This window comes from Bacillus sp. AFS031507 (genome assembly GCF_002584635.1).
Classification (GTDB): Bacteria; Bacillota; Bacilli; order Bacillales; family Cytobacillaceae; genus Neobacillus.
Window position 1 is genome coordinate 15,533 of record NZ_NUOW01000025.1, and the last position, 23,638, is coordinate 39,170.

22 protein-coding genes and 1 riboswitch are annotated in these 23,638 nt (G+C 37.8%); of the genes, 14 read left to right on the plus strand and 8 right to left on the minus strand.

Annotated features, from left to right (window positions below; translation table 11 throughout):
• The first annotated feature begins 2 nt into the window (after positions 1–2).
• On the plus strand, positions 3–533 hold the full coding sequence (locus COE25_RS31770; protein WP_257208919.1) for a hypothetical protein: 531 nt from the start codon (positions 3–5) through the stop codon (positions 531–533).
• 125 nt (positions 534–658) lie between these two features.
• On the opposite strand, the gene COE25_RS21475 is transcribed toward COE25_RS31770, so the two are convergent.
• Positions 659–787, minus strand: coding sequence for a YjcZ family sporulation protein (locus tag COE25_RS21475; protein ID WP_142354497.1), 129 nt, complete (start codon positions 785–787; stop codon positions 659–661).
• 390 nt (positions 788–1,177) lie between these two features.
• Here COE25_RS21475 and COE25_RS21480 point away from each other — a divergent pair, with 390 nt between their 5' ends.
• Positions 1,178–1,645: a DUF3291 domain-containing protein gene (locus COE25_RS21480; RefSeq protein WP_098934067.1), complete on the plus strand. Its 468-nt coding sequence runs from the start codon at positions 1,178–1,180 to the stop codon at positions 1,643–1,645.
• Between the two features lie 121 nt (positions 1,646–1,766).
• Here COE25_RS21480 and COE25_RS21485 read toward each other — a convergent pair whose 3' ends face one another.
• Positions 1,767–2,531, minus strand: a complete 765-nt coding sequence (locus COE25_RS21485) for a DUF3891 family protein (protein ID WP_180247564.1) — start codon at positions 2,529–2,531, stop codon at positions 1,767–1,769.
• 202 nt (positions 2,532–2,733) lie between these two features.
• On the opposite strand from COE25_RS21485, the gene COE25_RS21490 reads away from it, so the two are divergent.
• The 3 genes from COE25_RS21490 (at position 2,734) to COE25_RS21500 (ending at position 6,610) form a co-directional block, all read left to right on the plus strand.
• On the plus strand, positions 2,734–4,101 hold the full coding sequence (locus tag COE25_RS21490) for a sigma-54 interaction domain-containing protein (RefSeq protein WP_098934069.1): 1,368 nt from the start codon (positions 2,734–2,736) through the stop codon (positions 4,099–4,101).
• A gap of 95 nt (positions 4,102–4,196) precedes the next feature.
• Positions 4,197–5,189: an agmatinase gene (speB, locus tag COE25_RS21495; protein ID WP_098934070.1), complete on the plus strand. Its 993-nt coding sequence runs from the start codon at positions 4,197–4,199 to the stop codon at positions 5,187–5,189.
• Positions 5,190–5,227: 38 nt separating this feature from the next.
• Complete coding sequence (locus COE25_RS21500) at positions 5,228–6,610, plus strand: purine-cytosine permease family protein (protein WP_098934071.1); 1,383 nt, start codon at positions 5,228–5,230, stop codon at positions 6,608–6,610.
• Between the two features lie 170 nt (positions 6,611–6,780).
• Here the strand turns inward: COE25_RS21500 and COE25_RS21505 are convergent, their stop codons facing one another.
• The 4 genes from COE25_RS21505 to COE25_RS21520 form a co-directional block, all read right to left on the minus strand.
• A complete protein-coding gene (locus COE25_RS21505) occupies positions 6,781–7,158 on the minus strand; it encodes a DoxX family protein (RefSeq protein ID WP_306572861.1) in 378 nt (125 codons plus the stop codon).
• 400 nt (positions 7,159–7,558) lie between these two features.
• Positions 7,559–9,043, minus strand: coding sequence for an amidohydrolase (locus COE25_RS21510; RefSeq protein ID WP_218964335.1), 1,485 nt, complete (start codon positions 9,041–9,043; stop codon positions 7,559–7,561).
• Between the two features lie 339 nt (positions 9,044–9,382).
• Positions 9,383–9,769 carry a hypothetical protein gene (locus COE25_RS21515; RefSeq protein WP_098934073.1) on the minus strand — a complete coding sequence of 129 codons (387 nt, stop codon included), beginning with the start codon at positions 9,767–9,769 and terminating at the stop codon, positions 9,383–9,385.
• Between the two features lie 238 nt (positions 9,770–10,007).
• On the minus strand, positions 10,008–10,877 hold the full coding sequence (locus tag COE25_RS21520; protein WP_098934074.1) for an SDR family oxidoreductase: 870 nt from the start codon (positions 10,875–10,877) through the stop codon (positions 10,008–10,010).
• Between the two features lie 356 nt (positions 10,878–11,233).
• On the opposite strand from COE25_RS21520, the gene COE25_RS21525 reads away from it, so the two are divergent.
• Together COE25_RS21525 and COE25_RS21530 are read left to right on the plus strand one after the other, a co-directional pair.
• Positions 11,234–11,527, plus strand: a complete 294-nt coding sequence (locus COE25_RS21525) for a hypothetical protein (RefSeq protein ID WP_098934075.1) — start codon at positions 11,234–11,236, stop codon at positions 11,525–11,527.
• A 378-nt stretch (positions 11,528–11,905) separates the two neighbouring features.
• Positions 11,906–13,654, plus strand: a complete 1,749-nt coding sequence (locus COE25_RS21530) for an AAA family ATPase (RefSeq protein WP_098934076.1) — start codon at positions 11,906–11,908, stop codon at positions 13,652–13,654.
• Between the two features lie 522 nt (positions 13,655–14,176).
• Here the strand turns inward: COE25_RS21530 and COE25_RS21535 are convergent.
• Positions 14,177–15,100, minus strand: coding sequence for a DsbA family protein (locus COE25_RS21535; RefSeq protein WP_098934077.1), 924 nt, complete (start codon positions 15,098–15,100; stop codon positions 14,177–14,179).
• A gap of 22 nt (positions 15,101–15,122) precedes the next feature.
• Entirely contained in the window at positions 15,123–15,449 is a 327-nt protein-coding gene (locus tag COE25_RS21540) for a winged helix-turn-helix transcriptional regulator (protein WP_306572806.1), read from the minus strand.
• 215 nt (positions 15,450–15,664) lie between these two features.
• Between COE25_RS21540 and COE25_RS21545 the strand changes: the two genes are divergently transcribed.
• The 7 genes from COE25_RS21545 (at position 15,665) to COE25_RS21580 (ending at position 23,230) form a co-directional block, all read left to right on the plus strand.
• Positions 15,665–16,666 carry a macro domain-containing protein gene (locus COE25_RS21545; protein WP_098934078.1) on the plus strand — a complete coding sequence of 334 codons (1,002 nt, stop codon included), beginning with the start codon at positions 15,665–15,667 and terminating at the stop codon, positions 16,664–16,666.
• Between the two features lie 79 nt (positions 16,667–16,745).
• Positions 16,746–17,399 carry a vWA domain-containing protein gene (locus COE25_RS21550; protein WP_098934079.1) on the plus strand — a complete coding sequence of 218 codons (654 nt, stop codon included), beginning with the start codon at positions 16,746–16,748 and terminating at the stop codon, positions 17,397–17,399.
• A 159-nt stretch (positions 17,400–17,558) separates the two neighbouring features.
• Positions 17,559–17,924, plus strand: coding sequence for a protoglobin domain-containing protein (locus COE25_RS21555; protein ID WP_098934080.1), 366 nt, complete (start codon positions 17,559–17,561; stop codon positions 17,922–17,924).
• Between the two features lie 272 nt (positions 17,925–18,196).
• Positions 18,197–18,892 carry a polysaccharide deacetylase family protein gene (locus tag COE25_RS21560; RefSeq protein WP_098934081.1) on the plus strand — a complete coding sequence of 232 codons (696 nt, stop codon included), beginning with the start codon at positions 18,197–18,199 and terminating at the stop codon, positions 18,890–18,892.
• Between the two features lie 444 nt (positions 18,893–19,336).
• Entirely contained in the window at positions 19,337–20,908 is a 1,572-nt protein-coding gene (locus COE25_RS21570; RefSeq protein ID WP_373408542.1) for a spore germination protein, read from the plus strand.
• Between the two features lie 25 nt (positions 20,909–20,933).
• The gene (locus COE25_RS21575) at positions 20,934–22,025 is read left to right on the plus strand and encodes a spore germination protein (RefSeq protein ID WP_098934083.1); all 1,092 of its coding nucleotides are present in this window, start codon (positions 20,934–20,936) and stop codon (positions 22,023–22,025) included.
• On the plus strand, positions 22,022–23,230 hold the full coding sequence (locus tag COE25_RS21580; RefSeq protein ID WP_098934084.1) for a Ger(x)C family spore germination protein: 1,209 nt from the start codon (positions 22,022–22,024) through the stop codon (positions 23,228–23,230). Before COE25_RS21575 ends, COE25_RS21580 begins: the two co-directional genes overlap by 4 nt.
• A 172-nt stretch (positions 23,231–23,402) precedes the next feature.
• Positions 23,403–23,517, plus strand: a riboswitch (TPP riboswitch).
• Positions 23,518–23,638 lie beyond the last annotated feature (121 nt).

Sequence of the window (23,638 nt, forward strand, 5' to 3'; positions counted from 1 at the left end):
AAGTGATCACAGCGGATAAATTACATAACTTGACAACTATCAAGGCCGATCTCGAAATGATAGGTGAAAAGGTATGGGAGCGTTTCAACCATGGGAAGCTCCAACAACATTGGTATTATGCAAGCATTGTAAAAGAGTTAGCTCCTAGAAAAAAAGAATTTAAGCTAATTCGGGAGTTAGAAAGGGAAGTCAAAGAGGTTTTTGGATCATTGAAAGTTTTAACTGATAAAGATATTTCCCTTCTATTTACCTGCGCATATGATATCGGAGTGAAAGACAGTCGTTTGTTAAATAACCCCAGATTGGCCGAGATATCAATGGAATTGATAACTGAAGCGAATCGCATTTATAGAAAGGAATATGATGCAGTTACTACCAAATTGGACGACCTTTATTCAAGAGGTATCCACTTTCAGTCAAATTCCGAGGGCCCCTTCATTCTAGCTTCATTTTGTATAGCCTTTCAGAAGAAAATGAAATGGACCGACCAAGAGTTGTATAACCAATTCAAGAGGAATGAGTCGTTTTTATAGGTAAAACATAGAAGCTTTGCTTACATAAAAGGGACATGGGATCGTACCATGTCCCTGGCTTTTGTCATCTAACTCGACAAGATCTTTATGTTTTTTTGAAGAACTTTTAATTAGGTCTGCCCTAATTAATGGCAGAAAGCAATTGCACCGATAATGATTAATAAAATAAACAACACGATGATAATGATAAAACTTCCCCACCCACGAACATTAACACAATGGCCATGAAAAGGAGTCGCATAGCCGTAAGACATTGGAGCCTGGGGAATAGCATTAGAGTAATTCATAAGATTAGGGATTGCGTTATTATACATTCAAACACTACCTTTCAATTGTATGGAGAGTAATTAGGCTAACACCCTTTATAATATACTTAGAGATGAAATTGGAGCCCGTATATATAAAATTATTGAGTGAGTGCCGGTCACCGCTCGAGTTTCGAAGATTTTTGCAGAAACCTTTCTTTTCTTATTAGGATTAGCAATTCCCCATTTATTTTCATCAGTTATCCACTGCTTATTTTTTAAATCAAATGATTAATTCTCATCCTGGAAAACAACGAATGATGGTAAGTTTGTTCAACAGGAATTAGTCTAGAGTTTCTTGAATATATGTAGGTAAAAAGTGTAAAAGGAGAGATAATTATGGCTTTTGTTGCGATCTATACTGTCGGTAGACTAAAACATCCGTATGAGCATCCTGCCTCTCGTGAGTTTTTTGAGGCGGGATACGAAGTGATTCGCCAGGCTGCTAAATCAGGGCATCTTATTGAGGAGTTTTCACCTAATGGAGTGCCATTCCCTGAGGAAGTTATCCAAGGAGAGGGTGTTCCTATTCTTACACTAACTGTATGGAAAAGCCTTCAATCTTTATATCGTTTTACGTATTCAGGTCAACACATGCAAGCCATACGAGACAGGAACAAGTGGATTGAAACTCATCAAGAGAAACAACCTACATATGTGGTGTGGTGGACGGAGAAGGTGAAGGATGTATCCTGGGAGGAGGCATTCAAGAGATACAACTATTATATTCAGCATGGACCCACTCCTTTTGCGTTTGACTATAAGCACGCATTTGATGAAGTAGGAGAGACGTTCTTGGTTAAATAGAATGTACTGATTATATTCAGCCGAAACCTGTTGTAAAACCTTTAAACCTAAACGCAGATCCTAGAAAAACAATATACCGGTGGATTGCATTTTTTCGGAAAATGCTTTCCACAGGTTTCTCCTAATTAAACGCTATCTTCCTTATAGTAACAGGAGTATCCTTGTATGCCCGTAAGATGCCATGTTCCTCTATTTGGTCTTTTCTTACAGCCCTATAAGGCAGTTTTACTTCTAATTCACCTTTCAGAGGGGAGAAGGAGAGCGAAACCGTTTCTTGGTTTTTCCAATGAGCATTGATGGGTTTGTCCGTAACAAAAGGAAATAACTGTGGAAATCCATTTCGAAAAAAGGTATGTATCCTTTTATTATCTCCAGGTTCATTTAAACAAATATACAGGGAAAGATAATCACAAAATTTTAACAGATCTAAGTGGTACATTAAAGTTTCATTCTTTTTCTCGTTTCCCACCATTTGCAATCCCTTTAAAAGTTGCTCCTGTCTTTGCTTTTCTTCATTCCAAAATTCCCTGACTACGGGCTCTGTAGCATCCTGGATGAATGATGAATAGTGTAAACTGCATAAAAGTCCAGCATACTTGCTCATTTTTTCAACTTCATTTAATCCCTTTTTATAAAAAGAAATTTTAAGCACTATCGGGTAGTCGATAAAAGAATAAGGCATCTCCGTTTTATCATTCCATACAGGAGACGTATCCAGTTCTATCCAGCCTCTGTCATGTTCTTGGATCGCCAGTTGCACTTCTTGGGTTCGTGTATGATCAAAAAAATAATCATCTTTACAGTTTCGGGCGATTTCCCCTGCAATTTTGGCGTGATCATTCTGAGTTACCATAAAATAGCTTTGTTCTCTTTCCATTATAATCATTTTCGTTAATCCTTTCTTTGCAAAACTACACCAGTTTGTATTTCTCTTGTTTTTATATTTACCACTTATCCAGCGAAATATCTGAATGTAAAATATAAATTCCCCCTTTGTATGACATAAATGGAATAAAAAAAATTTAAAATAGTTTGAATTATTAGTCATTTTTGATTATGATTAAATCAAAAATGACTAGGTGATGAAAATGAATAAAAGCTGGGATGATTCGATACTTTTAAACCATATTTTAGAACATTCTTTTGATGAAATCTTTATTGCGGATGCAACGGGAATGGTTTTATATGCAAGTCAATCTACTGAAACAGTCTTTGGTATTCCGTGTGAGCAAATCGTTAATCATAATATTTTCGAACTTGAAAAACAAGGACTTTTTTCTCCATCTGTCATTGCAAGCGTGTTAAGAACTAACAAGGAAGTAACGCTAATTCAAGAAACAAATCATAATAGAAAACTAATCATTTCCGGATATCCGGTTTATGATCAATCAGGAATATTAATAGGTGCTACGAGTTTTTCAAGGGATATAACCGAATTTGAGTCCTTAAGAAAAGAAAATGAGCAGGTAGCAAAAGCATTACTAAAATTTCAAGAAGAAAATGAAAAATTACGAAAACAGGCGACTCAACAATTCTTTATAAGTAATGGAAAAATGGAAAAAGTATTTGAAGTTGTGTCAAAGGTAGCAGATATAAACGTTACTGTATTACTCGAGGGTGAGTCGGGGGTTGGTAAAAACCATATTGCTTATAAAATTCATCAAATGTCATCAAGAATGGCTGAACCCTTCATTGATGTAAACTGTGGTGCAATACCTGAATCTTTATTTGAATCAGAGCTTTTCGGGTACGAGGAGGGAGCTTTTACCGGGTCTAAAAAAGGGGGTAAGAAGGGTTACTTTGAAATAGCAGGAAAGGGAACTCTTTTTCTAGATGAAATTGGTGAACTGCCATTGAATCTTCAGGTAAAATTATTGTCGGTTTTGCAAAACCAAACCCTAATGAGAATTGGTGGAACAAAAAAAATTGAGGTGAATTGCAGAATTATTTGTGCTACAAATCAAAACTTAGAAAAGATGATCAAAGAAAGGAAATTTAGAGAAGATCTCTATTACCGAATCAATGTCGTAAAAGTAGAGATTCCACCGCTAAGGGAACGAAAGGAAGAAATCATTCCATTAATTTACGAGATTACAGAACAATTGAATCGTAAATATCAATTGAATACATATTTTTCCCCAACAATGGCTGCTTGGCTAAGCCAGCAAAATTGGCCGGGAAATGTCAGAGAATTACGAAACTATATTGAAAAGAAGATGATCACATCTAGTGGGAACGAAATAGACCTTGATTGGGGAGAAGAGGAAACTAAAAAGGATTCCTTCTCCCCGTCAACGAAAGAAATTCCCTTAAACGATTATATAGAAACACTTGAAAAGGAGTATATTGTGCGAATGTATCATAAATATCCCAGTAGCATTAAACTTGCAGAAATATTGGGAATCAGCCAATCTACTGCCAATCGGAAAATACTAAAATATGTTGAGCAAAGGTAGTCGTTTTTGACTATAACGTTCTCTTAAACGCTGTCTTTATTAGTTGGCATGAAAATTGCAATCTTTAAGAATAGAAACTTAAAGGAGGCTATTTTATGTCAAATCAAGATGAAAAGCAATTTTTGAATTTACCTTTTACTGGTATCTGCACTTTTGGAAAATATCCTGTTTGTTCAGATATTAATCAACTAGATGCGGATGTAGCCGTTATTGGAGTTCCAAATGATATGGGTACTCAATGGAAATCGGGAGCAAGAATGGGTCCAAGGGGGATTCGTGAAGGATCTACACTTTACAGTTTTGGATTAAATGGAGCTTACGATATTGAAAAAGATATTACGTATTTGGGGCCAAGATGGAAAGTAGTAGATTGCGGCGATGTGGACATGGTTCATGGAGATATGATGCAATGCCATGAAAACACAGAAGAAGCCATTAGAAAGATTGTTTCAAAAGGAGCCATGCCGGTTGTATTAGGCGGAGATCATTCCATTACCATTCCAGTTGGTAAAGCTTTAGAAGAGTTAGGGCCTTTTCATGTTATTCAAATCGATGCACATTTGGATTGGGCAGATCATCGTTCCGGGCAAAGATATGGGCATGGAAGCTGTATCCGCCGTTTATCTGAAATGGACCATGTTCAGAAAATTTTCCAATTTGGAATTCGAGGAATTTCCAGCAGTTTGAAAGAAGATGTGGATGCAGCACGAGAATATGGAAGTGTTATATTATCACCGCGCCAAATTAGGAAAATGGGAATTGAAAGGGTGATAGAACTACTTCCAGAAGGAGAAAAATACTATATTACCCTAGATATTGATGGTTTGGATCCTTCAGTAGCACCCGGAACAGGTACCCCTTCACCAGGAGGATTTATTTACGATGAAGTAAATGAATTGCTTGAAGGAATAGCTAAAAGAGGAAAAGTGATTGGCTTTGATTTGGTCGAAGTAGCACCGCCATATGACCCAGCTGGAATGACCGGTCAAGTAGGTGCACGGCTGGCATTGGATTTACTCAGCTTTGTTTTAAAGGAAAAAGAAAACATAGATGAACGCAAGTTGAATAAAGAAGAAGTTCACTCCTAAGATAAGTCACCAAATAATATATTTCAGGGGGCAGATCTATGAAAATTGAGACAAGAAGTATTGAGTATATTCCAGCTAATGAACGTCATGGAAAACCAAGAGGATTGTTTGCAGTTTGGTTTGCTGCAAATATGCACATTACCACACTTGTAACAGGATCATTATGTGTCACTTTTGGCTTAAATCTTTTTTGGAGTGTTGTAGCTATTATCGTTGGTAATTTAATAGGAGCCATTTTTATGGCTTCACATTCTGCTCAAGGACCTAAACTCGGGATCCCCCAAATGATTCAAAGCCGTGCACAATTTGGTGTGATTGGGGCCGTGATTCCCTTAATTCTAGTTATTTTCATGTACTTAGGTTTTTTTGCAAGCAGTGGTTTGTTAGGTGCACAAGTATTGAGCAGTGCCTTAGACCTTAACTTAACTTTGAGTATCATTGTTCTGAATATCATCACCTTTATCGTGACAATGATTGGCCATGATCTTATTCATAAGATGCAAAAGTATTTGACATGGGTTTTCTTTCTTGTTTTCATAGCTGCTACGTTTATTGTCTTCCAATTACCTGTTCCGTCTGGAAGCTGGTCTCCAGCTGAGTTCAATCTACCAATCTTTATGTTAAGTGTTAGTGTGGTAGCAACCTGGCAGATCTCTTTTGCACCATATGTCGCTGACTACTCAAGGTATTTGCCAATTGATACGAATTACTCAAAAACGTTTTGGTATACGTATGCAGGGACTGTTTTAGGCACTGTTTGGATGATGGTTTTAGGAGTCTTATTGACAACGGCCATTCCAAATTTCCTAAGTAATTCCGGCACGAATCTCGCTAATCAGTTTGGAAGTTTTTCGTTTGTTTTAATTGCTGTGATCATCCTAGGTCAGTTTTCCATCAATGTTTTTAATTTATATGGCGCCTTTATGTCAACCATATCTACTGTTGAGCCTTTTTCAAAAATAAAAGTAACTCCAAAAGTAAGAATGTTCTTTATCTTTGGAATAGGAACAGTTGGAACTTTACTGGCTATTTGGGGTCAGGGAAATTTCTTGTCCAATTTTATCAACTTTATCTTATTTATTAGTTACTTTTTAATTCCATGGACAGCCATTAACCTCATTGATTTTTACGTCCTGCGTCACGGGGAGTATAGTATTAAAGATATTTTTGATTTAAATGGAAAGTACGGAAAAGTAAACAAAATTACTGCTATATCGTTCCTCGTTTCAATTATCGCCGAAGTTCCATTTATGAACACCTCGTTCTATGTAGGACCTGGTGCGAAAGCAATGGGGGGAGCCGATATAGCCTGGATATTAGGATTGGTGGTTCCATCAGTACTCTATTATGTAATGATGAAAAGAAAATTGAAGGAACCGTCCCAGGTACCAATCCCGTATGAAGAGAGTAAAACTTCTTAAAATTAGTTAAGTAATGAAGTAGAAAATGGAATTATTTTTAAAGGGGTAGGAAGCGGGAATACGTGATTCCTTTTCTATCCTTTTTTTGTTCACTAGACTTCTGAAGTACCGATTAGCTAAATTAAATCCTTACAAACGTTTTGAACTGCACCCCAAAAAACAGGGAAATCTTATTTGGCCTTGTATAGATAAACTAGCAAAACTAACAGTACAATGTCTAAACGAGCACCAAATGCGAATGGAAGGAAGCCCGTGTGCAGTAAAGGAACCTTTGTTAATAGAATGGCTGCGATCATAATACCAATTAATGGTACCACTGCATTTTTAACAGCTTTATTAACCAATAGTAGAATTCCGCAAACCATTTCTATTAAAATGATAATCTTTAACATCATGTGGGGATAGGGAAGTCCTAATCCAAGAAAATGATTCGCTATTTCGGTACCCATTAATTTCATAAGTGCTGAGGTAATAAAAACATAAGCAACAGTAATTCTAATAAGTTTATTTGGATATAAAATAAAAATCCCCCCTTTGTATATCTTTATGCAAGAAGAGGGACAGACCATTACAAAAAACCAACATACAGTAAAATTGATTGAAATTAAAAGGAAAAAGTTTTATGTAAGATTTTGTTGATAATATTCTGACAGCTAGGGACGGTTTAACTCTTTGTGAATAAAATGAGTGGTAACAATAATGATGTGCATGCCTATTGGCTGAGCTACTCTACTCAAAGAGACTCTTGTTTCGATGATGGAAAATGGATAGTGATGTGCGGAGAAAACGGTGTGATGGTCACATGCATGAAGGGGAAGCCACAAAAATAGTGTACAGTAAAACTCCACAGGGAGGGTTCTCATGTTATAAATTGATATGAGTGCCGGTAAAAAAAGGGTTAAAAGCTTGAGGATAATTCCCTCAAGCTTCGCTTTTTTGTTGAATACATCATTCACCCGTTGGTTTTTGTTGATGATAGGGAAGTGTTTTCTCTACTTCTGCTACTTGTTTATAGATTCCTTCCATATCCTTCAGATTTTTCTTGTAATCATATGTCTTAAGTTTTTTGTTTTCTACAATCAATTTCCCATTGACGATCACATCTCTTACATTTTGCGGTCCTGCTGAATATGTTAACGTTGCATACGGATCATATGTTGGAAAAGTATTAGGCGCATGGATGTCTACAATAATAATATCCGCGTATTTCCCGACTTCTAGTGAGCCGATTTTTTTATCCAACCCAAGTGCTTTTGCACCACCGATTGTGGCAAGTTCGACAACCTTACTTGGCGGCATTACACTTTGATCTTTGTTGACCAATTTATGGACTCTTGCCGCATATCCCGCTGTCCCGAATACATCCATGGTGTTCGAGCTCATTGGCCCATCTGTACCCAATCCCATCTTAATCCCTGCTTTATCAATCTTAATAGCTGGTGCCACACCGGTTGCCCCTTTTGTATTCGCTATTGGATTATGGGCAATTGTGGCTCCTCTTTGTTTAATGATGTTAATGTCCTCATCATCAATATGGATGGCATGTGCAAGCATTGTATTTTCATCTAATATTCCTAAAGAATCCAAGTATTTTATGACGGAAGGATACTTCTGACCAAACTTGGTTTCTACTCTTTGTGCTTCATCAGCAAACTCTGCCGCATGAATCGCAAATGGTACCTGATATTTTTTGGCTAAATCTTTCGATGCCTTAATCATCTCAGGGCTAACTGTGTAGGGAGCATGGGCTACCACAGATGGGGTAATTAGTTCATGATTCTTATATTGTTTAATGAAGTCCTCTGCATATTTTAGTCCGCCATATGGTTCAGGAGCATCGACTGTTGGAAAGCTAATAACCGTTTCTCCAAGAACTCCTCTAATGCCAATCTTTTCTGTCGCTTTTGCTACTTCATCTTCGTGGTAATACATATCTGCATATGTCGTAACTCCGCCCATTGCCATTTCTATGACGCCATGAATGGATGCTTTATAAATTAGGTCCCTTGAAAGTAATTTTCCTTCTAGTGGAAAAAAAACATCAAATAACCGATTGCCTACTCCTTCTTCACCAATACTTCTAAACGCAACCATTGGAACATGATTATGAGTATTAATCATTCCCGGCATCACTATATTACCATTGGCATTAATGACTTTAGAGGCTTTATATTGTTTTTCCAAATTTTCATCGCCAATTGCAATGATTTTCTTATCCTTTATTACAATTGTCCCTTTGACAAAGGCATCCTTTTTCGCATTAATCGTTAAGATGTGCCCATTTTTAATCACAAGATCTGCCTTTTGATTATTCCCTGGGATTCTCGCTGCTTCCACACTCATCGCTTTCGTATTAGGATAAAAGGCTCCTATTAAAATAGATGCTGTAACCAAAACGACCATCGACAATTTATAAAGTATTCTGAGTCTCATTTATTTCCTCCTATAAATGTACCTTAATAATCTTCAGACTATAATAAATTACCCATCATCATCCAAAATATTTATCCGTGGATACGATATAGAAAAATATAATGATCCTTTTATTTTTATAAGAGGCAGTGTTAAAGGTAATTGCTGATATTGTGACCCTGTTGATTGGAGCGGAGGGCGCGAGACTCCTGCGGGAGGCTCCACGAACCCGCCCTCGGAAAGCGAAGCGCCTGGAGCGGAAATCAACAAACTAGTTTTACACAGCCTAATTATAAAAAACAAAAGGACTATTCGCGTAAATAGCCCTCTAATGTAATCTATTCATTCTTTTTAAAAATCTTAATCTCGCAATCTGTCAATGACAGTACATTCCCTTGCACCTCTGCGGATTAATCGACGTGCTGCTGCTAATGGGATTTCGACAAGAACTGCTTCGTCCGTGTCGTTTTCTACATCAAACACTGCAAATGCCTCTCCATCTACAATCAAGAGACAAATAAATTCTACTTCTACATCATCTGATCTCGGAACGCGGGTTGTAATTTCACAACGATGGACTCCTGCATCCAACAATGTCCTGGCCTCTTGTCGTGATATACGAATAAACACGAATTCTTCAAATGCAACATTGCCTGCTTCCACTTCGATTTCTACTAAAAGAAAAAAGCGATTTCTGATTTGAACAATGCAATTTGCTCCAATTGAAATAACGTCCTCTATACTCAATAAATTTCACCTCCCTTTTTACATTAAATGTAGGAGTAAATTGGGAGGTGTGGACAAGTTGTATTAATAATGTAAATTATTTGTCTCTCTTTTTTGCTTATGGATGGGATGGTAACCACTGTTTATAAAAGGAACCGTCCTAAACTTTTAAAATATATGCTTGGAAATGGGCTATATTTCTGTTTCAGTTCTAATTCTGGGAGGGGATGAATTGCGAATCCCTTTTTATTGTATCTACCTACCCATTAACGACTTTTCCACCATTTATATGCAGAATTTGTCCAGAAACATAGGATGAATCTGAATTTGATGAAAGGTAGACATACGCAGGAGCAACCTCTTCCGGTTGTCCAGGGCGCTTCATCGGTGTATCCTGTCCAAATTTACTTACTTCTTCCGCGGTAAAAGTAGAAGGGATAAGCGGTGTCCAAATAGGTCCTGGAGCGACTCCATTTACCCTGATTCCTTTTTCGGCTAGCTGATGGGCAAGAGACCGTGTAAAGGTTGTAATTGCACCTTTAGTAGAAGAATAGTCAAGCAGCTTTGGATGTCCTTGATAGGCAGTGATAGATGTTGTATTAATAATCGCACTTCCTGGCTTAAGGTGAGGCAACGCGGATCTTGTTAAATGGAACATAGAAAAAATATTTGTCCGGAATGTCTTTTCCAGTTGTTCTGTCCCTATATCCAAAATGCTTTCTTGAGGATGCTGTTCAGCTGCATTATTCACAAGTATATCAAGTCCACCCAGCTCATCTACTGTTTGCTGTACGGCATTTTTACAGAAGGATTCATCACCGATGTCTCCAGCAATTAATAGGCATCTTCCACCTTCCTCCTCAACCAGCTGTTTGGTTACTTCGGCATCATTGCTTTCGTTTAAATAAATAATCGCAACATTTGCCCCCTCCTTTGCGAAAGCTATTGATACAGAACGTCCAATTCCACTGTCACCACCGGTAATTATGGCATTCTTTCCTTGTAGCTTGTTACTTCCTTTGTAGTTCGGATTTTCCGTATCTGGAAGTGGCTTCATATCCTTCTCAATTCCTGGTTGCTGGTTTTGTTCCTGTGCGGGTAATTTGCTCGGGTACTGTTCATTGTTCATTTGATATTACCTCCTATAAATTTGGGATGACAATACAGTACCCATTTAACAAAGTGAATAAACCATAACAATCAATCTCACAATGATTTTCATTACCCTTTGCTAGATTCAAATAGAAAGATGGAGAAAACGGGTGTTAATTGACCTAGAGTATGGTTTTTACCAACTATCATTATGAACAGCTGAAAGGAAATGCAGCAAGACTGTAGATTAACATTTATGCAGATACAGGTTAAGAATCCAAAAACCCTTTTTTTATTTAACTTCTTATTTCTGAAAATTTTGTTAATTTAACTTGTTGTCGTCTTCACCTTACATTATTACTAGCATAGTATATTGTAAGGTGGTGATGATAAATGGGCTTTACACTTTCAGACTGGATGCTCTACACAATGTGGGCTGTATTTGGACTAATGATTCTTAATTTTCTTATTGCATTCTTCCAATCTTTTTGGGCAGGCAAGTTCGATCCCTCATTTGTTTTAGATTATTTAAAGGATATCGTATATATTGTTTTGCCGTTGAACATTCTAATAACCATGTTTCCAATAGATCCAACAGGATGGATTCTGATAACATTCTATTTCATAAGCGGTATAGCAGCTGTACTCAAATATTTATTGGACATTAAAAATAAATTAATTAAATAAGCAAGGTGAAGCCTTCCTACATGGAGGGCTTTTTCATTGTTTAATAGCAATATTTTGTCCATAGGAATAGGTAAATCTATCTATGCCTTTGTAGGGAAAAGGTGCCTGGATTTAAAGAACATTTTTAATAGGGATATGGAAATTATTAACAACACTTCAACAGAAAGAAATCTTAATGTCGTTCACATAAATAAGGTATGACCTGATTAGACAACGAATAAATATCAGTATGATTCTCAAGTTATTCGCCTTAAACATAATTAAAGGTGTCCGTATATGATGGACAATTGTCTTTATTAGGTGCCTGACACCTTTCTAGGCACTTTTAGGGCTAATTCCTCATATATTATTCTGAATATTCCGAAAGGTAGTGAAGCTATGAGGAAATATCAATGGGTCAAGTGGCGTAAATCGCTTCTCTGGCTTGCGGCCATCTTTTTCTTAGGAATGATTCTCTTAAGGGGAGGGCCGGCCTATTGGCAGGTAGCGTTGACTATTGTTAGTTATTTGCTGCAGTTGCTCTTTGCAATGTTGTTTATGATTATCCAGTTTGTTGCACTTTTTTGGTTCCTGGCACGGGGACGAACTTACTGGATTCTGCCTGGCGAGACTGGTTCGACTTGGGATGATTACCGAGGAAATCCCGAAATCGTTGATAATGCCAAGCGGATTGTCGTTTTGCTAAAGGGCGTCAAGGAGTTTAAGGACATGGGTGGTGAGGCGATACGAGGGTTGATGTTATGTGGGCCCCCTGGCACTGGAAAGTCCTATTTGGCACAGGTAATTGCGAACGAAGCGCAGGTTCCCTTTGCTTACGCATCGGCTCCTAGTTTTCAAAATATGTTCTTCGGTGTCGGCAACCTGAAGGTGATGGGCCTCTATAGGAAGGCGAGGAAGCTTGCGAAAGTATACGGCGCCTGTATTATCTTTATCGACGAAATCGATGCAATCGGAATGAGTCGTTCGGCAGGAGGCGGCGGTGGTGGTATGGGTGGGATGCTGGGCATGGCGGGCATGGGTTCGGGCCTGCTTAATGAGCTGCTTCTACAGATGGACCCGCCAAATATTGATAACTCCAAGATTGCCAAATTGCTACGTTCACTTGGGTTGCGGCGCAAAAAAGCAGAACGCCCTGCAGTGCTGACAATCGGAGCAACCAATCTGCCCGATGTACTCGATCAGGCGCTGCTCCGCCCCGGCAGATTTGATCGGAAGCTTTGGGTCGATTCCCCAGATTATGATGGAAGGGTGGACGTATTCAACTATTACCTCGAAAAGGTAAAAAGGGACGCTACTCTTACACCTGAGAAGGCTGCACTTGATACGATTGGTTATAGCCCAGCACAAATCAAACACATCGTTAATGAGTCTGTTGTAATTGCACACCAACATGGTGCGCAGTTAGCAAGCTACGAGGACTTCCGGGCCGCCATGGAGACTTATGAGTGGGGACTAAAGCAGCCTCTGAGCTCTATGATGGAAGATGAGAAGCGTAATGTCGCCTACCATGAGGCCGGCCATGCAGTCGCTCAGTATCTATTGAAGCCGCACGAACGGGTTTGGAAGGTAACAATTATCCGCAGGGGCAGTGCGCTAGGTCTTGCAGCCACCAAGCCGACAGAGGAGCGGTATAATAGAAGCGATAGCGAAATCCTAGCAGAAATCCAGGTGTGTCTGGCTGCACGGGCGGTGGAAGAAGAGTTCCTCTTCAAGAAATTAAACGGAGTCACTTCCGACCTGCAGCATGCTACGCTGTTAGCTGGCGCCTACCTTGGAATGGTAGGTATGGGAGATGAGCTGTTCAGCTGGCTGGCGATAGGTTCTCGAATCGATGGACTTAGAGCGCTCCGTCCAAAAATCAACGTGTTGTTAAAAGACCAAATGCTTCAAGTAAAGAAGCTAGTAAATGAAAACGCCGACTTTGTCCATTCAATTGCAGAAGAATTGCTGAAGCGGGGCGATTTGACAGGAGAGGAAATTGAAGAAATCTACGTGCGTTTGTATGGTCAAAGTCGGCCAGAGCCGCCAAAGGTAAAAGTTATGGAGTATATTGATTCCCCTGCGCTGGAGGCTTCTGTTATTCCAGCAGAGGATAGCGCCGATGAATCAAAAGAGTCCGATTATTAAACGGTGATTCCTTACGATTCAAAACAGTAAATGAAAAAAATGTAGAAAATTCAAATAAAATGGAAAACGAAAAATGTTAAAAAGTTTGAGGAATCGGGAATGATAAAGTTAGTAGAAAAAACAATTGCATCTCAGATGAATATTGTTACAAAATAAGTTGTTTAAAAACTTCTTGAAACTGAACAATACTCTAATGGGGGAATGTAAAATGAAAATCCTTAAACCTGAATGGCTTTCATTAAGTAAAGAAATAAAAGTGAAGCTAATTCGTTTAGCTATATTGGAAAACCAAAGCAGATACAATAGACTTTAAAAAAGACAAAAGGCATATGCAAAAAGTACCAATTGTGTTTTTTATGTATAAGTAATCATTATCATTGTACAAATTTAAGCACTTATTCTGTAAAAAGCTTGATATACCAATAAAAAATGACTATCAAATTAGTTTACAATTTGATAGTCATTTTTGGTTCCATTTTTAATTATAGCGATAGGGAACGGAACCAGTTACTGTTTTCGTGATTATTTCGTCACAAAATAGGTTTCACCTAGAATTTCCCTCACTTGAAAACTGCTTGATGAAAGTTCTTTTTCAGCAAAAGCGTTAATTTCTGCTTTTTCAAGATCGTACATTACCTCAATCTCTTTCGAAAATAAAAGCTTTTCTTTTTCAAGCAGGCTAGAAAGTGCTGGTTGTTGTTTAGGTTGGAGAGTCTCTGAATCTAGTACTTGTTTTAGCCCTGCAACATAGTATTCTAATGGGCGAGCACCAACAATCTTCACACCTTTATTTTCCTCATTTATCATGACAATCGTAGGAAACCCTCTGGCACCTAATTTGGCAGCTAGCACGAAATCTTCATTTAATAATTGCTGTCCGCTTGGCAGCTCTGCTTCATTTACAATTTCTTCTCCATTAAGTCCAAGATTATTCACGATTTTCACTAAAATCGACTTCTCTGCAATATTTTGATTGAATGCGAAAACGGCTTCTCTCACACGGCGTAAAAACACACGAGCTAACGCTTCATTTTGCTTTTGAATGACCTTAAATACAATAGATGGGGGATAGGATGAGTGAATCGGGTTGTCATACCAAAGTGTGCCATCAATTGGCATGCGCGTATATTCACCAACTTCTCTCCAATGTCCAGCAACATCAGATGGTTTTGCGATTCCATTTGCTGGGTCGACAGGTCCATCGCCCCATTTTTCTAATAATCCTCCCATAACCGTATGGAAGGTAAAGTTATCGCCATATTGCTCTTCAAAACGACGGAGCACTGGCTCTTGTGCCCAACAGTGGGAGCAGATTGGGTCGGTAACATAATAAAGATTAATCGTTTTTTTGGGTTGATTAAAGTCAATCATTTCCATTTCCTCGTCTCCTGCGCTGCCACAAACCCCTGTTTCCAAATCGCACATCATATTATTTTTACTATTCATTTTGATCACTCCTGTTTTTTAATTAAACCTTATCTTTATTTTCAATTGCCCATTTCTGGATAGGCTGTAAGGCAGAAACAAGTGCTTGCCCTTTTTCGGTTAATTTATATGAAATCGTTACGGTTGGTGAATCTATAACGTCTTTCTTAACCAGACCATACTCAATTAGTTCAGTTAACCTCATGGATAAGACTCTGGGCGTAATGTTAGAAATTTCTTGAACCATTTCTGTAAAACTGGTTGAATTGTTTTCACAAAGGGACAAATAGTGAATGATTAACCCGTTCCACTTTTTGCCTAGTATTTGGAATGAGTATTCTAAATAAGGGCAAATCTTAATAAAAATCACCTCCAAAGAGATCGAAACAATCGATATAAAAAGTATATCAGATATAAATAATATATCAAGGTCGTGCCTGTGTCACAACCAGAATTTTGTCGAACGTACATGCTTTATTAATTAAAAGACCAGTAAAAGAGTGTCAGGCACCAACTGTTACGAATATCAAATTTTTTTCTGATATAATGAACACTATAAAAAATGGTTTGGGGAGGGGAAAACTTATGCCATTAGAAATTGTTCGCCATGATCTTACAAAGATGAAGGTGGATGCGGTTGTGAATGCTGCGAATACATCGCTGAAAATGGGTGGTGGCGTATGCGGTGCTATATTTCGTGCGGCAGGTGTCAATGAGTTGCAAGAAGCATGCGATAAAATGGGAGAATGCAAGGTTGGAGAAGCCGTTTTAACAGATGGCTTTAACATGGAGGCCAAATATATCATACATACACCTGGACCTATTTGGCAGGGTGGTTCCAAAAATGAAGCAGCACTGTTAAAGGCAAGTTACTATAACTCTTTGAAGTTGGCAAAAAATCATCAATGTGAGTCCATCGCATTTCCATTAATTTCGACTGGCATATATGGTTATCCAAAGGAGGAAGCATTACAAATCGCGGTTTCGACCATCGGTTCTTTTTTATTACATCATGATATGCTTGTTTATCTGGTTGTTTTTGACAAAGGTTCTTTCGGTTTAAGCAAGAAATTATTTACATCGATTCATCAATATATTGATGAGCATTATGTAGAAGAAGTAGAAATCACGTTTAATCGTAATAGAGAAGAACGATATATATTGGAACAACCGCAAGAAGTCGAATTTGTTCAGCCGGATCTGTATAAAGAAGCAGAGTATTCCTTAGTCAACCTGTTGGACCAACTCGATGAATCTTTTTCCGAGCGGCTGCTTCGTTCCATTGATGAAAAAGGAATGACGGATGTAGAGACGTATAAAAGGGCGAATATTGACCGGCGATTATTCTCCAAAATCCGAAATGAAGACGATTATACCCCGAAAAAGAAAACCACGATTGCTTTTGCCGTTGCGTTAAAATTAACTGTGGATGAAACGATGGAGCTGCTAGCTGCAGCCGGTTATACCTTGTCACGCAGCAATAAATTTGATGTGATTATTGAGTATTTTATTCAACATGCTAATTACAATATTCATGAAATCAATGAGGCTTTATTTGCTTTTGACCAGCCAATACTCGGTGCCTGAAATGTCGCTTCCCAAGCGACCATTTCGTAATGGATTAGTGTTATCCTTTGTTTATCAAAGAACGGAGGATGGTATATTCATGAAAAGAAATGTAACAGAATTAGTGTTTATTTTAGATAAAAGCGGCTCCATGGCAGGACTTGAGGCTGATACAATTGGTGGTTATAATGCGATGCTGAAGAAACAGCAAAAGGCTGAAGGGGAAGCCATTGTTACGACCGTATTATTTAATCACGAGTACGAATTATTCCACGACCGTATCAATGTAAGGGGCATTTCTCCTATCACTGAAGAAGATTATCAAGTTGGCGGCACCACTGCATTATTAGATACCATTGGTTTTACCATTCAAAAATTCGTGAATGTACAAAAGAGAACGAGTGAGGCTGAACGTGCAGAAAAAGTACTCTTTGTTATTACAACGGATGGGATGGAAAATGCCAGCCGTGAATTCACAGCCGACAAAATCAAAAAAATGGTTCAGCATCAAAAGGAAAAATACGGATGGGAATTCCTGTTCCTTGGAGCCAATATCGATGCCATTTCAACGGCAGCACGATTTGGTATCGATGAGGACTTCGCCGTTGATTACCACGCGGACAATAAAGGAACGCAATTAAATTATGAAGCTGTAAATGAAGCCGTGGTCAACCTTCGAAGTGGCAAAAAGATTGATCGAAGCTGGAAAAAAGGAATTGAAAGGGATTATAATCAGCGGTCAAGGAATGAATAATTTTATATCAGCTTTAGGGACACCTGCTGTTAAGATTAACAGAGGTGTCTTTTTTCTTCCTCAAAGTCTTTTTCGTGATGTAAGTCACAAATCCGCATTGTTATTTACACTATAATAATAGTAGAAACTACTCCAATCAAGAAAAAGAGGGAATTGATAATGACTATCGCATTGGAACAGGAAAAAGTGAATGAGTTGGTTGACCGCTTTTATGATAAGCTGCTAAAGGATACATACTATATTAATATGTTTAATGAAAGAAACACGGCTATAGAATTGCTGAAAAATCGGCAAAGAGTATTTATCAATCGCTTAGTTTCCGAGGAATCTATTCAGGAACAAGGTGAGCAAGTATCACAGGTTAAAGAAAGACACCCATTTCAAATAGCTCCAGAAAGGGCCTCAGCATGGTTCGGCAAATTAAAAGAGACCATGGATGAAATGGACCTTGATGATAGTGTAAAAGAACATCTTAAAGAGAAAGTAGATTTTTTGTTGAATAAGATTATAAAATTAGACCAATAGTATATGGCACTTTCCGAGATTGCAGATTCTTATCGAAGTGAAGTGGTTCGGGAGAGACTTGTTAAATAATTATATGATGTCAGTTCCCTTTTTTGAGAACTGGCACTTTTTCACATTATCGACTTAGTAAAAGGCAGATGATGATGAAATACCATTTTAATTTACTCTAGATAGTTTTAAAGTTTTACAGTAAATACCTCATCTTGGAAAGTTAGTAGATTATGTTACTATAAAAATAGACTTTAATTAAATTCGAAAGAAAGGCTGGTTTTATGAAAAAGAAGTTAATATATAGTGGAATTGGAATTTTGTTAGTGTTCCTTTTATTACTTGGAACCTATAAGTTAATGAATTCTAGAACCTTCCAGTTATTTGGTGGACTAACCGACCAGGTGAAGACCGACCAAAAGGTAGTCGCATTGACCTTTGATGATGGACCAACAAAAAATGTAGAAAAAATTCTACCTTTGTTACAACAATACCATGTAAAAGCGACCTTTTTTTTAATTGGTAATGAAATTGAAAAAAATCCTGAAGAAGCTAAAAAAATTGTAAGTGCTGGGCATCAAATAGGAAATCATACATATTCCCATCAGCGGATGGTTTTTAAATCCCCTTCTTACATCAAGGAGGAAATTGAAAAAACGGATAATCTAATTCGAGAAGCAGGGTATAAAGGTCAAATTGATTTCCGACCTCCGAATGGAAAAAAACTCGTAGGCTTGCCTTATTATTTATATAAGAATAATAGAGATACCATCACTTGGAGTCTTGAACCAGATACTTACTATACTTCTGCCACTGACAAAGTGAGTTATGTGAAGAAACATGTAAAACCTGGTTCTATAATCTTGATACACCCAATGTATGATGATACTGGCGAAGAGCTAAATACAATTAAAGGAATATTGCAATCATTATCAAATGAGGGATATAAATTCATTACAGTTAATGAACTATTGAAATAGGTACTATCCAAAATTTTGGATGGTGCTTTTTTTAATTTATTTTGCTTTAAATTTATGAGTTACTTTTATGCACATCCTATAAGAGTAGTCACCGCTGCTCAGGATCGGGAAATTATATCACTCGCTGGTAGAACTTGTTCAAAATACATATAAAACGTTGAAGCCCAGAGTGATGAAGGGTTGTTATATAAAATGTTTAAATTTCCACATATAAGCCAAAGATAATGCTATCCAAGGAACATTAAGGAAATCACTTTATTTTACATACTTTGGTTCGTGGTTTCAGCTACTGTTATTTGGGCATATAAAGGTGGTTAATATGTGGAATTCTATTGTTTCCTATCTTCCAGACTGGAAAGTTTTTATACAAGCTTTTATCGTGTTTTTCATTCCGTACATGATCTTCAGATTTTTTAATTGGATTCGCAAGGAAGAGTGATGAAAATGCGAGAACGGAAATTAAAGGTTAGAAAAAAAGAAAAACAACCTAACAAAATTGAAGATCAACAAGAATCTAAGCCTCAAGGCTCAAATCATCTGATTACAGATGATTTGACTTTAAACTTAGAATTAGTTAGACAAGAAATCGGTCATAACTGGGATGTGCACTTTCGAGAGTTTAATCTTGGGCGTACTGGCATTCGAGCATCCATTATTTTTGTGGATGGATTATCAGATAAAGATCTGATTAATAAACATATTATGACATCATTGATGGTTGATTTCACAACAGAATATAAACAGGAGCTATCCTTTGTGAAGGAAAGCAATTTAAACAAATTTGTAAAAAATCATGTGCTGCCTATTAGTGAAGTAGAAGAGATTGCTTCTATTAAAGAGTTAGTATCAAAAGTATTAACAGGTTCTACCGCGCTTTTAATTGATGGATCATTTGATGCGCTAATCCTTGGTACAACAAAATTAAAAACAAGGACGATTGAAGAGCCAGTATCAGAGGCATTAGTCAGAGGTCCACGGGTCGGTTTCACTGAATCCTTAAGTGATAATACATCTTTTTTGAGAGGGAATGGTGAAATTGATAATTTATCGTTAGTAAAATTTCAAGTGGGAAAGCGTTCAAAAAAAGACTTAGTCGTCGCTTACATAAAAGAAATTGTGGATCCTGAATTAGTACAAGAGGTAGAAAAGCGAATTAAGAAAATTGATCTTGATAATGTGCCAGAATCAGGTTATGTAGAGCAGCTTATCGAAGATAATTATCTTAGTCCTTTTCCACAGGTACAAAGTACAGAGCGTCCTGATCGTGTGATTGCTGCCTTGATGGAAGGTCGGGTATCCATTTTACTAGATGGGACGCCTTTCGCTTTGATCGTTCCGGTTACCTTTAGCATGATGTTACAATCACCAGAAGACTATTATGAAAGGTGGATTCCTGGCACGTTCATCCGTTTACTTCGTTATCTAGCAGCTATCCTGGCTCTTTTTACACCGGCTTTGTATATTGCATTCCTCTCATTTCATCCAGGATTGATTCCTACTAAGTTAGCCATTTCCATTATAGGTGCGAGGTCCAGTGTTCCATTTCCTGCACTTATCGAAGCATTATTTATGGAAATATCGATCGAAATTTTAAGGGAAGCTGGACTTCGGTTACCAAAGCCAATTGGTCCAGCAATGGGAATTGTCGGTGGGTTAATCATTGGTGAAGCGGCTGTACAGGCAGGGATTGTTAGCCCCATTTTGGTGATAGTAGTGGCGTTAACTGCGATCTCATCTTTTGCCAATCCTCAATATAGTGTAGGGATTACATTGCGTATTCTTCGCTTCGTAGCCATGCTTTGTGCTGCCATACTTGGATTATATGGAGTCATTCTATTTTTCCTTTTCATGACAAGCCATTTAGTGAAACTAAAAAGTTTTGGCGTGTCTTATATGAGTCCAGCCGTTCCTTATCGTTTAAGTGAATGGAAAGATTTGATGGTTCGCATGCCCCTTATGATGATGAAACGTCGTCCAAAGATGATGCATACGAAAAATCCTATACGTAAAGGATAACCTATTGTGAAAGGAACATGAAAGGATGATTGTCAGTCCAAAAGATCGAATTACCACGGCACAAGCAGCTGTTATCATCAGCAACTTTATACTTGGTTCAGGAATCCTCACACTGCCTAGAACAGCTGCAGAGAAGGTGAATACACCAGATGTATGGATAAGTGTTATTTTAGGCGGGCTGATCGCGATAATCGCAGGGGTGATCATGGTCAAATTATGCCAACAGTTTCCCCAAAAAACCATTTATCAATACAGCCGTGAAATTGTAGGAAAATGGGTGGGCGGGTTACTTAGTTTACTTATAGTATGTTATTTTCTTTTAACTTCCGGGTTTCAACTCCGTTCAATGGCGGAAGTAATAAGGTATTTTTTGCTGGAAGGTACCCCTATCTGGGCAATTATGATGCCATTTATGTGGATAGGTCTCTATCTGATCATAGGCGGTATCAACCCGATTGCCCGTCTGTTTGAAATTATATTACCTATTACGATTTTCCTTTTTTTGCTAGTAGCCCTTATGAGCTTAAAAATATTTGAGATCGATAATTTACGCCCGGTAATAGGGACTGGTTTCATCCCTGTGCTAAAAGGAGTAAAGGCGACGACTCTCGCATTTACAGGTCCTGAAATCCTGCTGGTCATCATGGCGTTTATGCAACAGCCGAACAAAGCAATCAAAATGGTTCTAGTTGGAATTTCCGTTCCATTATTTTTTTATGTGATAACAGTTGTGATGGTCATTGGAGCGTTATCCGTCGATGAAGTGGTCACGAGGACATGGCCAACGCTTGATTTGATACGAAGTTTTGAGATAACCGGTTTGATTTTTGAACGGTTTGATTCTTTGTTGCTGGTGGTATGGATTATGCAAATGTTTACTACCTTTACCATCAGCTACTACGCAGCTGCTTTAGGGCTGGCTCAACTTTCGAAAAAGAACATTAGTTCAGTTATGTATGGTTTACTTCCGCTAATTTACGTCATTTCCATCACCCCAAAAAATATCAATGATCTATTTAAACTTGGGGATATCATTGGCAATATTGCATTGTTTTTATTTGGTTTACTACCACTTCTCCTTCTTATTATCGCGAGATGGAAAGGAAGAAAACAATGAAGTTACCTCATAACAATATACGATTTCTCTTGGTTTCGCTGTCTGTCCTTTTACTCTTTTCTCTTACAGGCTGTTGGAGCAGTCATGAAATTGAAGAGCTAAGCTTAGGTGTAGGGGTGGCATTCGATAAAGGGAAAAAGTCAACCATAGAGAAAAAGATAAACGAACAAGATGAAGGCTATTCCAAAAAAGATCAGATTACTACAACTTATCAACTTATTACCTCACAATTAGCAAGTTCAATGAGTAAAGAAGGGGGATCGCAACAACAATCTTATGTTAATATTTCTGAAACGGGAGACTCCATCTTTCAAGAGGTTCGTGAATTATCATTAAGAACGGATCTTCCTTTTAATGCCAGTCACATGAAAGTCATTGTAATCGGTGATAAACTTGCACGATCGTATAGTTTAGATCGATTACTTGATCAATATCTTCGGGATAATGATTTTAGACCAAGCTGCCTTATGTTTATTAGTAAAGGGAGAGCTAGCAATACCCTAGTATCAAAGAAAGCAGGAGAAGTTCCAGCATTTCGTCTGTTTGGAATGGTAGATAATGCCTATCGAACGACAAGAATTTTGCCTCCTATCTCGATTATTAAATTAGACGGTAAGCTAAAATCAGGATCCAGTTTTCTTTTGCAAAATGTGATCTCGGAAAATGGAGAAGTGAAATTTGCAGGAGCTGCCGTGATAAAAGGAAAGACAAAAAAACTGCGTGGTTTTTTAAATGAAGAGGAATTGGAGGGGATAACATGGATAACAGGCAAGGGGAAAGGCGGTTTGGTAAAAAGTTTTGATAAACAGACTAGTGGGCTAATCGTATATGAGCTAGATTCTATGAAAAGTAAAATCACCTCTCATGTTAAGGGAAACTATATCTCTTTTGATGTAAACATCGAATCAGAAGGGCGATTATCTGAGAATTGGGTGGTTTCAGGTAACTCTTTTGATAATACATTTCTAAAACGGGCAGAAGAATCCACCGAAAAAGAAGTAAAACGATTGGTTGAACATACAATTAAAAAAACGCAAAGGAAATATCGAGTAGACGTTGCTGGCTTTGGAAACCGTTTAAGAATTGAGCATCCGAAAGTATGGGAAAAAGTCAAAAAAGATTGGGATCAAACATTCAGTGAGGTTCCAATTTACTACAACGTAAAAATAACAATCAAAGATTATGGAGCGTCAGGTCACAAGTAAGCCTTCTTTTTTTCGGGTACAAAAAAGAATTATACTTCTTAAAATCCAAGCAAGTAGATATCTAACCTTTCTCTCTATCCTAGACATACTATCTAAAACGACTATATCACTTTAAATAATATTATGTATTTCATTTTTACCAATACTCATATATAATGTAACTTAATTGAATATAAATAACTAGGGGTGCCCAATAAGTTGGGCTGAGAAAGAAACACGATGAAGTTTCTTGACTCTTGGGACCTGATCTGGATCATACCAGCGTGGGGAAGTTAGAATAGACAATCTTTACTGCACCTATACTTCTGCATACATATTAGCCGGGTCCAACCATTTATGGGCCCGGCTTTTTGATGTACTTTTATACGCTTATTCACTTGTTATGGTCTGTATCTCGTCCTTTATATT

What these genes read in the sequence shown, in the direction of transcription:
- COE25_RS21485 (WP_180247564.1), bottom strand. Translation starts at nt 2,531, where the DNA reads ATGATTATAATGGAAAGAGAACAAAGCTATTTTATGGTAACTCAGAAT.
- COE25_RS21575 (WP_098934083.1), top strand. Translation starts at nt 20,934, where the DNA reads ATGATTGTCAGTCCAAAAGATCGAATTACCACGGCACAAGCAGCTGTT.
- COE25_RS21560 (WP_098934081.1), top strand. Translation starts at nt 18,197, where the DNA reads ATGAAAAAGAAGTTAATATATAGTGGAATTGGAATTTTGTTAGTGTTC.
- COE25_RS21500 (WP_098934071.1), top strand. Translation starts at nt 5,228, where the DNA reads ATGAAAATTGAGACAAGAAGTATTGAGTATATTCCAGCTAATGAACGT.
- COE25_RS21510 (WP_218964335.1), bottom strand. Translation starts at nt 9,043, where the DNA reads ATGAGACTCAGAATACTTTATAAATTGTCGATGGTCGTTTTGGTTACA.
- COE25_RS21475 (WP_142354497.1), bottom strand. Translation starts at nt 787, where the DNA reads ATGTCTTACGGCTATGCGACTCCTTTTCATGGCCATTGTGTTAATGTT.
- COE25_RS21535 (WP_098934077.1), bottom strand. Translation starts at nt 15,100, where the DNA reads ATGAATAGTAAAAATAATATGATGTGCGATTTGGAAACAGGGGTTTGT.
- COE25_RS21520 (WP_098934074.1), bottom strand. Translation starts at nt 10,877, where the DNA reads ATGAACAATGAACAGTACCCGAGCAAATTACCCGCACAGGAACAAAAC.
- COE25_RS21490 (WP_098934069.1), top strand. Translation starts at nt 2,734, where the DNA reads ATGAATAAAAGCTGGGATGATTCGATACTTTTAAACCATATTTTAGAA.
- COE25_RS21530 (WP_098934076.1), top strand. Translation starts at nt 11,906, where the DNA reads ATGAGGAAATATCAATGGGTCAAGTGGCGTAAATCGCTTCTCTGGCTT.
- COE25_RS21480 (WP_098934067.1), top strand. Translation starts at nt 1,178, where the DNA reads ATGGCTTTTGTTGCGATCTATACTGTCGGTAGACTAAAACATCCGTAT.
- COE25_RS21550 (WP_098934079.1), top strand. Translation starts at nt 16,746, where the DNA reads ATGAAAAGAAATGTAACAGAATTAGTGTTTATTTTAGATAAAAGCGGC.
- COE25_RS21580 (WP_098934084.1), top strand. Translation starts at nt 22,022, where the DNA reads ATGAAGTTACCTCATAACAATATACGATTTCTCTTGGTTTCGCTGTCT.
- COE25_RS21555 (WP_098934080.1), top strand. Translation starts at nt 17,559, where the DNA reads ATGACTATCGCATTGGAACAGGAAAAAGTGAATGAGTTGGTTGACCGC.
- speB (WP_098934070.1), top strand. Translation starts at nt 4,197, where the DNA reads ATGTCAAATCAAGATGAAAAGCAATTTTTGAATTTACCTTTTACTGGT.
- COE25_RS21570 (WP_373408542.1), top strand. Translation starts at nt 19,337, where the DNA reads ATGCGAGAACGGAAATTAAAGGTTAGAAAAAAAGAAAAACAACCTAAC.
- COE25_RS21545 (WP_098934078.1), top strand. Translation starts at nt 15,665, where the DNA reads ATGCCATTAGAAATTGTTCGCCATGATCTTACAAAGATGAAGGTGGAT.
- COE25_RS21525 (WP_098934075.1), top strand. Translation starts at nt 11,234, where the DNA reads ATGGGCTTTACACTTTCAGACTGGATGCTCTACACAATGTGGGCTGTA.